This window comes from Streptomyces aureus, from assembly GCF_001418135.1.
Taxonomy (GTDB): Bacteria; Actinomycetota; Actinomycetes; order Streptomycetales; family Streptomycetaceae; genus Streptomyces; species Streptomyces aureus_A.
This window is the reverse complement of record NZ_LIPQ01000163.1, coordinates 18565-30994: the sequence shown is the minus strand read 5'-3', so window position 1 is coordinate 30994 and position 12430 is coordinate 18565. Positions and strand designations below refer to the sequence as shown.

The following is a 12430-nucleotide window of genomic DNA, read 5'->3' as shown; positions in this document are numbered from 1 at the left end:
GGGCGTCGAGATCCGGGGCGAGGCGGAGCTCCTGGTCGGCCCGCACACGCTGGGCCCGCACTTCAGCGAGGAGGTGATCCGGATCCGTCCGCGCCGGATCCACAGCTGGGGTCTGGAGGATCCCCCGGGAGCGGAGTCCTGAGGTAGCGGGCGGCGTAGGAGCGCCAGGGCCGCCAGTCCTCCGTGGCCGGGACGCCCGCCGGGGGTACGTCGGGGTCGCCGAGGGCCCGCATCCGGATGAGGGCGGCGGCCTCGGCGGTCACTCCGGGGACGGCGCGGAGGGCGGCTTCGGCCTCGTCGCGGTCGGCGCCGGGGTCGAGGCGTACGGCTCCGTCGGCGAGCGCGCGGGCCAGCGGGCCGGCGACGGGGTGGCCGGTCAGGGCCCCGGGCTCCGGGAAGACATGGGTGAGGCTGCCGCAGCCGGTGGGCAGCGGGGTGCCGTGCGCCTCGACGACCCGGGCGGACTCCGCCGCGCCGAGCAGCGTCCGCAGCGCGAACTCCTCCGGCTCGGCCGTCCCCGGGGACCGTACGCCGGGCCGGGCGGCCACCTCGGCGGCGAGCCCGGGGGCCGCGCCGAGACGCTCGGCGACCGCGTACGGGTCGGCGTCCAGGTCGAAGAGGCGGCGCAGCCGGTGCACGGCGGTGGTCAGGTCGCGCAGCTCGGCGAGATGGATCCGTGCCTCCAGCCAGCGCCCGGCGGAGCGCTCGTCGACGGAGACGATCCCGGTGCCGTACGGGAGGCGGAGTGTGCGCCGGTAGGTGCGCGTGCCGGGGGCGCCGACGACCTCCTCCACGCGGGGCACGGCCTCGGCCGCGAGCAGGTCGAAGACCTCGCCGGCCGCGTACGGGCCCCGGTGGGCGAGCCGCAGCGGCACCCCGGCGGCGAGTGCGGTACGGGCTCCGGCGCCGCTGCCCGCCTCGGCGCGCAGCGCGCTGGGGGTGCGGGCGTAGACGGCGCGGATCGTCTCGTTGAACTGGCGGACGCTGGCGAAGCCTGCCGCGAAGGCGATCTCGGTCACCGGCAGCCCGGTGGTCTGGAGGAGCAGCCGCGCGGCGTGCGCCCGCTGGGCGCGGGCGAGCGCGACGGGTCCGGCGCCGAGCTCGGCGGTGAGCTGGCGCTGCACCTGCCGGGTGCTGTATCCGAGGCGTCCGGCCAGGCCGGGCACGCCTTCGCGGTCGACGACACCGTCGCCGATCATCCGCATCGCGCGCCCGACGACATCGGCCCGTACGTCCCAGGCGGCGGAGCCGGGCACGGCGTCCGGACGGCAGCGGCGGCAGGCCCGGAAGCCGTGGCCCTGGGCGGCGGCGGCCGTCGGGAAGAACGCGACGTTCTGCCGTTTCGGGGTGACCGCGGGGCAGCTGGGGCGGCAGTAGATGCCGGTGGTGCGGACGGCGAAGAAGAACTCTCCGTCGAACCGCGCGTCCCTGCTGCTAACCGCCTCGTAGCGGGTGTCGTCGTCCTTCACGTCTCCCAGTGTGCGACGGCCGACGACCCCCGGCTCGCGGTTTTCGGACACGGCGTTGCGGGAGCGGGGAGGGGCCGCCGGGCCGGCGTCCCCTCCCCCGTCTCCCGCACGCGCACCCGCTACCGGACGCGCCCGCGCTTCATCTCCATGGCGTGGCGGCCCTCGGCACCCTTGCGCTTCCAGTCCTTGAGGATCTCGTTGCGCACGCGGGCGTCGGTCTTGGCCACGATCCGCTGGTTCTCCCGGATGAGCTTGCGGTAGCTCTCCAGGCGGCGCACCGGCAGCGAACCGTCCTCGATCGCGGCGGCCACCGCGCAGCCGGGCTCCGACTCGTGTGCGCAGTCGTGGAAGCGGCAGTTCCCGGCCAGTTCCTCGATCTCCGAGAAGACCTGGCCGACGCCGGTCTCCGCGTCCCAGAGGCCGACTCCGCGCAGTCCGGGCGTGTCGATGAGGACTCCCCCGGTCGGGAGGACGAAGAGGTTACGGGTGGTGGTGGTGTGGCGGCCCTTGCCGTCGATGTCACGGGCGGCCTGGACGTCCATGACGTCCTCGCCGACGAGGGCGTTGGCGAGGGTCGACTTCCCGGCGCCGGAGACGCCGAGCAGCACGGTCGTACCGCCCGCGACCACCGCGGACAGCACGTCGAGCCCCTCCCCCGTGGTCGAGCTCAGGGGTACGACCTGGACGCCGGGGGCGACCGTCTCGACGTCCTCGACCAGGTAGGAGAGACCGACGGGGTCGGGCACGAGGTCCGCCTTGCTGAGGACGACGGTCGGCTGGGCGCCGGACTCCCAGGCCAGGGCGAGGAAGCGCTCGATGCGGCCGAGGTCGAGCTCGACGGCGAGCGAGACGGTGATCACGGCGTGGTCGACGTTGGCGGCGAGGATCTGCCCCTCGGACCGCTTGGACGAGGTGGACCGCGCGAAGGCCGTACGGCGCGGCAGGCACGCCCGTACGTAGCGGGGGTCGCCGGCGCCCTCGGGGTCGACGGCGGCCCAGTCGCCGGTGCAGATGACCCGGAGGGGGTCGTGCGGGGTCACGAACGCCGTGTCGGCGCGCACGATCCCGTCGGCGGTGGCGACGTCGCACTGACCGCGGTCGACCCGGATCACCCGGCCGGGGACGAGTCCCTGGGCGGCGTACGGAGCGAAGGCCTCGGCCCAGCCGGAGTCCCAGCCGTGGGCGTCGAGCGACGAAGAGGAGGAGGAAGAAGTGACGTGGGAAAGCGGGAAAGACAAGGGGGACCCTTCACAGGGGTGGCCCCGGCGCTGCGTGTCAGAACGATGAGGTCAGCCGGTGGCCACGGAGGTGGTGTGGATGAACTTCTGCGTGAGGGCAAGGCCCGTCGTGATGACAGCCATCGGTCACACCTCCTGTGTGTCTTTTCGCGTGTTCTCGTCACGATCGCACTGCCGCGATCTTGTACGGGAGACACCGTAGCCGGACCGGACCGGCGGGCGCCACGGAATTAATTCAGGCCGCCCTGGGCGCCTTTCCGGCCACCACGACGGCCACCAGGAGCGGGGTCGCGGGACCTCCCCGGCCGGTTCGGACAGCGCGTCCGATTCGTACAAGACCGGCCGGGAGCCCCGTGCCTACCGTGCTCCCATGAACACAACAGCGCCCCGCCTCGACCTCATCGGCGTCGTCGTCTCCGACATGGCCGCCTCGCTCGCCTTCTACCGCCGTCTCGGCCTGGAGATCCCGGACGGTGCCGAGTCCGCCCCGCACGTGGAGGCCGCGCTGCCCGGCGGACTGCGGATCGCCTGGGACACGGAGGACGTCGTGCGTTCCTTCGACCCCGGATGGCGGCGGCCCGAGGGCGGCAACCGGATCGAGCTCGCGTTCCGGTGCGCTGCGCCCGAGGCCGTGGACGCGGCGTACGACGAGCTGGTCGGCGCCGGGTACCGGGGGCATCTGAAGCCCTGGGATGCGGTCTGGGGGCAGCGTTACGCCGTGGTCCTCGACCCGGACGGCTCGGGCGTCTCGCTGTTCGCCGACGCAGCCCACTCCGCCGCGGCCGCCACGGAGGCCTCGGGCTCCGCGGATGCCACTGACGCCACGGACGCCACGTAGGCACCGAGGGTCATCCCTGCCAGCGCCCTCGTCTCACGGGCGAGATGGGCCTGGTCGACGCAGCCCGCCCGGACGGCCGCCTCGGCGTACGGCACGCCGGCCAGGACCAGGGCGAGGGCCCGCTGGAGGCGGAGGACGCGGGCGAGGGTCTTGGGGCCGTAGCCGAAGGCGTCCAGGGACCGCCGGTGCAGCTGCCGGGCGCCGATCCCGACCGCGTCGGCCGTCTCGGCGACCGCCCGGCCGGCCGCGAGGCGCGCCACGACGGCCCGGAGCAGCGGATCGGGCGCGGGGGCCCCGGCGGCCCGGAGCCGGACGAGGTCGTCCAGGGCGGCGGCCGGGTCGGGGGCCTCGCCGATCCGCTCGCCGAGCCGCCGCGCCTCGGCCTCGCCCCACAGCGCGCCGAGGGCGACGCGTCGGTCGCGGAGCTCATGGGCCGGGACGCCGAAGAAGCCGGGCGCGTCACCGGGGGCGAAGCGGATTCCCGCGTACCGTGCGGCGAACTCTCCCGGTACGTACGCGCGTGTGTCAGGTCCGGCGACGAGGAGGTGTCCGTCGGCCCAGATCAGGTCCATGCATCCGTCGGGCAGGACGGGCCGGACGGCGTCCGTGGCGGGGCCGGCGGTCCGGGTCCACAGGACGGCTCCGTCGAGCAGGGCGGGGCGCTCCTCGTACACACCTCGAACATAGCCCCGCCGGCCGGTCAGTCCTTCTCCCAGCCGGAGTGGAGGCGGGCCTTCACGTCGTCCGGGGGCAGGAACCGGGACCAGCGCTCGGGGAACTCGGACGGCATGTCCGGGTCGTCCTCGTCGACGTCCTCCGCCTCCGCGCGCACGCGTGCGACGAGTTCCGCCGCCTGGATGGCGCGGGCCCGCTCGTTGGCCTCGCGGGCGGCCGCCGTGGCCACGGAGGGCCAGACGCGGTCGATGGCAGCGTTCACCGCGGCGCCGACCAGGACGGCGAAGGCCGAGATGCCGATCCAGAGGAGGACGGCGATGGGGGCGGCGAGGGAGCCGTAGATCGTCGGTCCCTCGACCTGGCTGGTGAGGTAGATGCGCAGCAGGAAACTGCCGAGGACCCACATCCCGAGTGCCACGAGGGCGCCGGGGATGTCCTCGATCCAGGGCGATCTGACGGGCACGGACACGTGGTAGAGCGTGGTGAGGAAGGCGATGGAGAGCAGGATGACGGCCGGCCAGTAGAGGACGGCGACGACCTCGGTGCCCCAGGGGACGAGTTCGACGACCCGGTCGGGGCCGACGACCGCGAGGGGCAGCACGACCGCTCCGATGATCAGCGCCACGATGTAGAGCAGGAAGGCGAGGAGGCGGGTCTTCACGATGCCGCGGTGGCCGTCGAGCCCGTACATGACGGTGATCGTGTCGATGAAGACGTTCACCGCGCGTGAGCCGGACCAGAGGGCGATCGCGAAGCCGAGGGAGACCAGCTCGGGGCGTTTGCCCTGGGTCACGTCGTCCAGGAGTGGTTTCGCGATGTCGTGGACCCCGCGGTCGGAGAGGACCGTTCCGGCGGCGCGGAGGATGTTCTCCTCGATGCTCGCGACGGTGTCCGTGTTGGTCCAGTCGTCGGCGTAGCCGAGGAGGGCGATCAGGCCGAGGAGCAGCGGCGGCAGCGACAGCAGGGTGAAGAACGCCGCCTCGGCGGCGAGGCCGAGGATCCGGTACTCGATGCACGAGTTGACGGTGTCCTTGAGGAGCAGCCAGACCATCTTCCGCTTCGAGACGTTGCGGTAGAGGACGCGCGCGCGGTGGAGCCTGCTCCAGGGCCGCCGCTCGGGCCGTTCGGGTGTTTCGCTTGCTGCCTGCACCTGCTTACCGTATCGGCATGGCAGCGAGCACCCACACCGTGACCAACCAGGCTCCGCCCCTGGTCGGGTACGACGTCTTCATGACCGATCGCGTGCTGACGGAGGCGGTCGAACGGCACCTCGCGCCGGAGCTCCGGGCGGAGGTCCGCGAGGACCTCGTCGTGCTCGGGCAGGCGGCCGGTTCGGCCCAGGTCCGGGAATGGGGCGAACGGGCGAACGTCAACCCGCCGCGGCTGCGGACCCACGACCGGTACGGGCACCGGATCGACGAGGTCGACTTCGATCCGGCCTGGCACCGGCTCCTCGGCAAGTCGGTGGGGGCCGGTCTGACGGACGCGTGGGGCAGGCCGGGCGGTCATGTACGCCGGGCCGCCGGGTTCCTGGTGGTGTCACAGGCGGAGGCGGGGCACGGCTGCCCGCTGTCGATGACGCACGCCGCCGTGCCCGCGCTGCGCGCCGAGCCGGAGCTCGCCGAGGTGTGGGAGCCGGCCGCGACCTCGCACGTGTACGAGCGGGAGCTCCGCCCGGTCGCGGAGAAGCCGGGTGCCCTGCTCGGGATGGCGATGACGGAGAAGCAGGGCGGCAGCGACGTCCGGGCGAACACGACGGAGGCGCACCCGCTGGCGGCCGACGGGGAGTACGTCCTGACGGGGCACAAGTGGTTCTGTTCGGCACCGATGTCGGACGCCTTCCTGGTCCTCGCGCAGGCGCCGGCGGGGCTCACCTGTTTCCTGGTGCCGCGGGTGCTCGCGGACGGTTCGCGCAACGCGTTCGCGATCCAGCGTCTGAAGGACAAGCTGGGCAACCGTTCGAACGCCTCCGCCGAGGTGGAGTTCGACGGGACGACCTGGGCGCGCCGGGTCGGCGAGGAGGGGCGCGGGCTCCGCACGATCATGGGCATGGTGGCGGCGACCCGGCTCGACTGCGTCCTGGGTTCGGCGGCGCTGATGCGGCAGGCGGTGGCGCAGGCCGTGCACCACTGCGCGTACCGCGAGGCCTTCGGCGGGCCGCTGGTCGAGAAGCCGCTGATGCGGAACGTACTCGCGGATCTGGCCTTGGAGTCGGAGGCGGCGACGGTCCTGGGCATGCGTCTCGCGGCGGCCCACGACGCCGCCGGCACCGCTGGCGGCGTCGACGCCGAGCGGGAGCGGGCCCTGCTGCGCATCGCCGTTCCGGCGGCGAAGTACTGGGTCACGAAGCGGTGCACGCCGATGGTGGCGGAGGCGCTGGAGTGCCTGGGCGGCAACGGGTACGTGGAGGAGTCCGGGATGCCCCGGCTGCTGCGGGAGTCGCCGCTGAACTCGGTCTGGGAGGGCTCGGGGAACGTCCAGGCGCTCGACGTGGTCCGGGCGCTGCGGACGGAGCCCGCCGCGCTGGACGCGTTCCTGCGGGAGGTCGGGGCGGCGCGGGGCGCGGACCACCGGCTCGACCGGGCGATCCGGGGGCTGCTCGTCGAGCTGGCGGACCTGGACGGAATCGAGGCGCGGGCGCGGCGGCTCGCGGAGCGGCTCGCGCTGGTCCTCCAGGGGGCGCTGCTGGTGCGGTGGGCACCGCCGGAGGTCGCGGACGCGTTCTGCGCGGCCCGGCTGGGCGGGGACGGGGGCGCGGCGTTCGGGACGCTGCCGCACACGCTGGACCTGCGGGCGCTCGTGGAGCGGGCACGGGTGGAGGTCTGAGGCGACCGGCGTACACCCGGGGGAAGTTGGCCGCGCGTACCAGGGGTGGACCGCAGGGGTCGGCACGCGCGGAAAAGCGGGGGTGGTGCTGCGCCGACACGGCACCACCCGCCGCTCGCACCAGCTTCACCCGGAGGGCCGGTCGGCGACCAGAGTTGCAAAGGGTTGCAGGATTACCCGAACCGGGCCTCGCCGGACGGTTCCGAACGGCACGATGGGCACCGACACTCCGGACATCTGCCCCGTGCAGAACCGATACAGCACCCCGGGTGGCTGGGAGAGACCGATGAATAACACGCAGCTCGACATGAAGCGCCTCGCCGCCATGGACGCCGCCCAGGCCACCCGGCTGCTCCACCGGGTCCGCGAGGAGACGCTCGCCGGCCGTACGCCGCCGATCGCGCCCCGCGCGGTGATCGACGCGTCCTGGCAGCGGATGGCCCGGCTGGGGCTCGACCCCGACCAGGGTACGAGCAGTGTGCTGCTCCAGCGCGACGAGCTGGAGGAGCGGCGCAGAACCACGCTCCTCTCCGAGGTCATGCAGACGCTCAGCGGCGGCCTCGCCGGCATCGCCGACACCTCCCTCCAGATCATGGTGGTCACCGACGAGCACGGCCGGGTGCTGTGGCGGCAGGGGAACCCGGCGGTGATGCGGCAGGCGAACGGCATCTGCCTGGAGGAGGGCGCGGCCTGGACCGAGCACACCACGGGGACGAACGCGGTCGGAACCGCCCTCGCCATGGGCCGGGCGGTCCAGGTGCACTCGGCCGAGCACTACGTCCAGGCACTCCACAACTGGACCTGCGCCGCCGCGCCCGTGCACGACCCGCGCGACCGGCGGCTCCTCGGCATCGTGGACGTGAGCGGTCCCGCGTCCAGCTTCCATCCGGCGATGCTGGCCCTGGTCGGTTCGGTGGCCCAGCTCGCCGAGGCGGAGATGCGTGAGCGGCACCGCGGCTCGGTCGAACGGCTGCGGGCGGTGGCCGCGCCGATCCTGTGCCGGGTGGGCGGCCGGGCCGTCGCGGTGGACACCCACGGCTGGACGGCGGCCGTGACCGGGCTCGCGCCGGTGGACCGGATCGCGCTGCCGAAGTCCTTCCGGGCCGGCCGGATGTGGCTGCCCTCGCTCGGCGTGTGCGCGGTGGAGCCGCTGCCGGGCGGCTGGCTGCTGCGGGTCGAGGAGGAGACGCCGGCGGAGGAGCCGGGCACGGCGGCGGCGAGCCGGGTGGTCCTGGATCTGAGCAGGCCGCGCCGCTGGACGGTGTCCGTCTCGGGTGCGGCGGGCAGCTGGCAGCAGGAGCTGAGCCCCCGGCACGCCGAGCTCCTCTACGTCCTGGCGCTGCACCGGGACGGCCGGACGGCTGCGGAGCTGGCGGACGACGTGTTCGGGGACCGTACGCGGACGGTGACCGTACGGGCGGAGATGTCCCGGGTACGCCGGAACCTGGCCGGAGTCCTGGCGCACCGCCCGTACCGCTTCAGCGAGGAGGTCGCGGTGGAGGTCCTCCGCCCGGAACGCCCTGCGGACCTGCTGCCCCACTCCCTGGCTCCGGCGGTACGGGCCCCGCGGGCGGGCACGAACGCGTAGCGCGCGGGGCCGGCGGGCACGAACGCGTAGCGCCGAGGGCGCGCGGGACGCGCAGGGCACTCGGTCGCGCACGGCGCCCGGGACGCGCAGGGCACTCGGTCGCGCACGGCGCCGTCACGGCCACGACTGTCCAGCATGCGGACACCCCGGACCATCGGCCCCACCGTCCGGCCCCCCGTTCGCCCCGCCGGACGGGGTCGTGATGCGATGAACCCATGCGCATCACTCTCACCACCTGGTCCCTCGAGCAGACCTCACCGTCCGATCTCCGCCCCTCCCCCGCCCCGGAGGGGGACGACATCACGATCGCGCGGGCCGCGGTCCCGTCGCCGGAGTACAGCCGCTTCCTCTATACGGCGGTCGGCGGCGACATCCGCTGGAACGACCGGCTGTCGCTGACGTACAAGCAGTGGCAGGAGATCGTCGAGAAGCCGGGTGCCGAGATCTGGGTGGCGTACGACAAGGGGACGCCGGCCGGGTACGTGGAGCTGGACCCGCAGGACGACGGCGTCGTGGAGATCGTCTACTTCGGCCTGATCCCGGCCTTCCGGGGGCGCCGGATCGGCGGTCACCTGCTGTCGTACGGGGTGGCGCGGGCGTGGGACCTGGCCGAGCGCTGGCCCGGGCGGGAGGCGACGAAGCGCGTCTGGCTGCACACCTGCTCGCTCGACGGCCCGCACGCGATGGCCAACTACGAGCGCCGCGGCTTCCGGCTCTTCGACACCAAGGTGGAGGAGGTCGACGAGACCGAGACCCCGGGCCCGTGGCCGGGCGCCCACGCCTGACCCCGCCGTTCGCGCCACGGGGTGCGCCCCACCGGGTGCGCGCCGGTGGCCGCCCCCGCCCGGTGCCTCGTACCGGCAGCCCGTGAAGGGGCCCTGATCAGGGCCCCTTTCGCGTGACCCACACCACACCATCTCATGAAACGAGACGACTACGTCCGCATTCTGGACGATGCTGGACTGGGTCCAAAGTCCCGTGACACGCTTCCGTCATGTCTGGAACTGGAATTGCCTTGGTGAGTCGGCGGCACGTCGACCTAGGCCGCATGTCCAGCGCCATCTGTCCGGCGCGCTGAGAGAACCAGCACCGCCGCGATCACTTTTCAGCACGACTCTGCCCGACCCTGCTGCGCACTGACGCGCCACCCTCCGACCTGAGCGCCAGTGTGCAGGTCAGAGCCGCCCTCTCGCAGTCCCGAAGGACAAGACGCCATGGCCGCCACCCCGGAAAACCCCACTCCCGCCGCCGCACGCCGCAAGACCGGGCGCCACCGTGGCGAGGGTCAGTGGGCCGTGGGGCACTTCACCCCCCTGAACGGCAATGAGCAGTTCAAGAAGGACGACGACGGTCTCAACGTACGGACACGTATTGAGACGGTCTACTCGAAGCGCGGATTCGACTCCATCGACCCCAACGACCTGCGCGGACGTATGCGCTGGTGGGGCCTCTACACCCAGCGCAAGCAGGGTCTGGACGGCACCAAGACGGGTGTCCTGGAGCCGGAGGAGCTGGACGACGAGTACTTCATGCTCCGCGTCCGCATCGACGGCGGCCGGCTGACCACCGAGCAGCTCCGGGTCATCGGCGAGATCTCCGAGGAGTTCGCCCGAGGCACCGCCGACATCACGGACCGGCAGAACGTCCAGTACCACTGGATCCGCATCGAGGACGTCCCCGAGATCTGGAACCGCCTGGAGGCGGTCGGCCTGTCCACCACCGAGGCCTGCGGCGACACCCCGCGTGTCATCCTCGGCTCCCCGGTGGCCGGCATCGCGGCCGACGAGATCATCGACGGCACGCCCGCGATCGACGAGATCTACCGTCGGATCGTCGGCAACAAGGACTTCTCCAACCTGCCCCGCAAGTTCAAGTCCGCGATCTCCGGCTCGCCGCTGCTCGACGTGGCGCACGAGATCAACGACATCGCCTTCGTCGGCGTGAACCACCCGGAGCACGGCCCCGGCTTCGACGTCTGGGTCGGCGGCGGCCTCTCCACCAACCCCAAGCTGGGCGTCCGCCTCGGCACCTGGGTCTCCCTCGACGAGGTCCCGGACGTCTACGAGGGCGTCATCTCGATCTTCCGCGACTACGGCTACCGCCGGCTGCGCAACCGCGCCCGGCTGAAGTTCCTCGTCGCCGACTGGGGCCCGGAGAAGTTCCGCCAGGTCCTGGAGGACGAGTACCTCCAGCGCAAGCTGACCGACGGACCCGCCCCCGAGCAGCCCGCCGGCCGCTGGCGCGACCACGTCGGTGTGCACCGCCAGCAGGACGGCAAGTTCTACGTGGGCTTCGCGCCGCGCGTCGGACGGGTCGACGGCGCCACCCTGACGAAGATCGCCGCGGTCGCCGAGGCACACGGCTCCGGCCGGGTCCGCACCACCGCCGAGCAGAAGATGCTCGTCCTCGACATCGAGGAGGCGCAGGTCGACTCGATCGTCGCCGCCCTGGAGGCCCTCGACCTGCGGGTCACCCCCTCGCCGTTCCGGCGCGGCACGATGGCCTGCACCGGCATCGAGTTCTGCAAGCTCGCGATCGTCGAGACCAAGGCCCGCGGCGCCTCGCTCATCGACGAACTGGAGCGCCGCGTCCCGGAGTTCGACGAGCCGCTGACGATCAACATCAACGGCTGCCCGAACGCCTGCGCCCGCATCCAGGTCGCGGACATCGGCCTCAAGGGCCAGCTGGTCCTGGACGACGACGGCAACCGGGTCGAGGGCTACCAGGTGCACCTGGGCGGCGCGCTCGGCCTGGAGGCCGGCTTCGGCCGCAAGGTCCGCGGCCTCAAGGTCACCGCGGCCGAGCTCCCCGACTACGTGGAGCGGGTCCTCAAGCGCTTCCAGGCGGAGCGCGAGACCGGCGAGCGCTTCGCGACCTGGGCGGCCCGCGCCTCGGAAGAGGCGCTGTCATGAGCGAGCGTGCCGCACCGTTCCACTGCCCCTACTGCGGCGACGAGGACCTGCGTCCCAACGAGCAGGGTCACGGCGCCTGGGAATGCGCCGCGTGCAGCCGAGCCTTCCAGTTGAAGTTCCTGGGGCTGCTCGCCCCCGGGACTTCGGGCAACACCCCTGGAGGGAAAGAGATATGACGCTCACTCAGGACGCCACCACGGCCGACCTCAAGGCACTCGCCGAACAGGCCGGCCGTGACCTGGAGGACGCCTCCGCCCTGGAGATCCTCCGCTGGGCCGTGGACACCTTCGGCGAGGGCTTCTGCGTGACCTCCTCCATGGAGGACGCGGTCGTCGCCCATCTCGCCTCGCGCGTCCGGCCCGGCGTGGACGTCGTCTTCCTCGACACCGGCTACCACTTCGAGGAGACCATCGGCACCCGTGACGCCGTGGACGCCGTCATGGACGTCCACGTCATCACCCTGACCCCGCGTCAGACGGTCGCCGAGCAGGACGCCGAGTACGGCGCGAAGCTCCACGACCGCGACCCCGACCTGTGCTGCGCGCTGCGCAAGGTCAAGCCCCTCGAAGAGGGCCTGACCCGGTACAGCGCGTGGGCGACGGGGCTGCGCCGCGACGAGTCCCCGACCCGGGCGAACACCCCGGTCGTCGGCTGGGACGAGAAGCGGCGGAAGGTCAAGGTCTCCCCCATCGCCCGCTGGACGCAGGACGACGTCGACGCGTACGTCACGGAGCACGGCGTCCTCACCAACCCGCTCCTGATGGACGGTTACGCCTCCGTCGGCTGCGCCCCCTGCACCCGCCGCGTCCTCGACGGCGAGGACGCCCGCGCCGGACGCTGGGCCGGCCGCGGCAAGACCGAATGCGGGCTGCACGGATGACGGA

11 protein-coding genes and 2 pseudogenes are annotated in these 12430 nt (G+C 73.0%); 9 read left to right on the top strand and 4 right to left on the bottom strand.

The window, feature by feature from the left end; genetic code table 11:
- Positions 1-121: pseudogene (locus AOK00_RS40355) on the top strand (PPOX class F420-dependent oxidoreductase); the annotation flags it as partial.
- Here the strand turns inward: AOK00_RS40355 and AOK00_RS15495 are convergent.
- Positions 63-1520, bottom strand: a complete 1458-nt coding sequence (locus tag AOK00_RS15495) for a DNA-3-methyladenine glycosylase 2 family protein (protein WP_437441414.1) — start codon at positions 1518-1520, stop codon at positions 63-65. The pseudogene AOK00_RS40355 and the gene AOK00_RS15495 sit on opposite strands and share 59 nt — an antisense overlap.
- Before the next feature lie 68 nt (positions 1521-1588).
- On the bottom strand, positions 1589-2707 hold the full coding sequence (gene rsgA, locus AOK00_RS15490; RefSeq protein WP_055600894.1) for a ribosome small subunit-dependent GTPase A: 1119 nt from the start codon (positions 2705-2707) through the stop codon (positions 1589-1591).
- Between the two features lie 370 nt (positions 2708-3077).
- Between rsgA and AOK00_RS41420 the strand changes: the two are divergent.
- A pseudogene (locus AOK00_RS41420) lies at positions 3078-3476 on the top strand (VOC family protein); the annotation flags it as partial.
- On the opposite strand, the gene AOK00_RS15485 reads toward AOK00_RS41420, so the two are convergent.
- Both AOK00_RS15485 and AOK00_RS15480 read right to left on the bottom strand, forming a co-directional pair.
- Entirely contained in the window at positions 3419-4219 is an 801-nt protein-coding gene (locus tag AOK00_RS15485) for a helix-turn-helix domain-containing protein (RefSeq protein WP_055600893.1), read from the bottom strand. The pseudogene AOK00_RS41420 and the gene AOK00_RS15485 overlap by 58 nt on opposite strands.
- Before the next feature lie 26 nt (positions 4220-4245).
- A complete protein-coding gene (locus AOK00_RS15480) occupies positions 4246-5370 on the bottom strand; it encodes a YihY/virulence factor BrkB family protein (protein WP_079042018.1) in 1125 nt (374 codons plus the stop codon).
- Between the two features lie 17 nt (positions 5371-5387).
- Between AOK00_RS15480 and AOK00_RS15475 the strand changes: the two genes are divergently transcribed.
- The 7 genes from AOK00_RS15475 to AOK00_RS15455 all read left to right on the top strand — a co-directional run bounded on the left by AOK00_RS15475 (position 5388) and on the right by AOK00_RS15455 (position 12426).
- Complete coding sequence (locus AOK00_RS15475) at positions 5388-7046, top strand: acyl-CoA dehydrogenase family protein (protein WP_055600891.1); 1659 nt, start codon at positions 5388-5390, stop codon at positions 7044-7046.
- A 286-nt stretch (positions 7047-7332) separates the two neighbouring features.
- A complete protein-coding gene (locus AOK00_RS15470) occupies positions 7333-8634 on the top strand; it encodes a helix-turn-helix domain-containing protein (protein WP_055600897.1) in 1302 nt (433 codons plus the stop codon).
- A 215-nt stretch (positions 8635-8849) separates the two neighbouring features.
- Positions 8850-9419, top strand: coding sequence for a GNAT family N-acetyltransferase (locus AOK00_RS15465; protein ID WP_055600890.1), 570 nt, complete (start codon positions 8850-8852; stop codon positions 9417-9419).
- A gap of 209 nt (positions 9420-9628) precedes the next feature.
- Complete coding sequence (locus tag AOK00_RS41415; protein ID WP_310591794.1) at positions 9629-9712, top strand: putative leader peptide; 84 nt, start codon at positions 9629-9631, stop codon at positions 9710-9712.
- A 136-nt stretch (positions 9713-9848) separates the two neighbouring features.
- Positions 9849-11546 (top strand): nitrite/sulfite reductase, encoded by a 1698-nt coding sequence (locus AOK00_RS15460; protein WP_055600889.1) that lies wholly within the window; start codon positions 9849-9851, stop codon positions 11544-11546.
- Positions 11543-11722: a hypothetical protein gene (locus AOK00_RS40350; protein WP_078944884.1), complete on the top strand. Its 180-nt coding sequence runs from the start codon at positions 11543-11545 to the stop codon at positions 11720-11722. The genes AOK00_RS15460 and AOK00_RS40350 overlap by 4 nt, the downstream gene beginning before the upstream one ends.
- Positions 11719-12426, top strand: coding sequence for a phosphoadenylyl-sulfate reductase (locus tag AOK00_RS15455; protein WP_055600888.1), 708 nt, complete (start codon positions 11719-11721; stop codon positions 12424-12426). Before AOK00_RS40350 ends, AOK00_RS15455 begins: the two co-directional genes overlap by 4 nt.
- Positions 12427-12430: the final 4 nt, after the last annotated feature.

Coding starts and splice junctions, on each gene's coding strand:
- AOK00_RS15465 (WP_055600890.1), top strand. CDS start 8,850: ATGCGCATCACTCTCACCACCTGGTCCCTCGAGCAGACCTCACCGTCC.
- AOK00_RS15460 (WP_055600889.1), top strand. CDS start 9,849: ATGGCCGCCACCCCGGAAAACCCCACTCCCGCCGCCGCACGCCGCAAG.
- AOK00_RS15475 (WP_055600891.1), top strand. CDS start 5,388: ATGGCAGCGAGCACCCACACCGTGACCAACCAGGCTCCGCCCCTGGTC.
- AOK00_RS15470 (WP_055600897.1), top strand. CDS start 7,333: ATGAATAACACGCAGCTCGACATGAAGCGCCTCGCCGCCATGGACGCC.
- AOK00_RS40350 (WP_078944884.1), top strand. CDS start 11,543: ATGAGCGAGCGTGCCGCACCGTTCCACTGCCCCTACTGCGGCGACGAG.
- AOK00_RS41415 (WP_310591794.1), top strand. CDS start 9,629: ATGTCTGGAACTGGAATTGCCTTGGTGAGTCGGCGGCACGTCGACCTA.
- AOK00_RS15455 (WP_055600888.1), top strand. CDS start 11,719: ATGACGCTCACTCAGGACGCCACCACGGCCGACCTCAAGGCACTCGCC.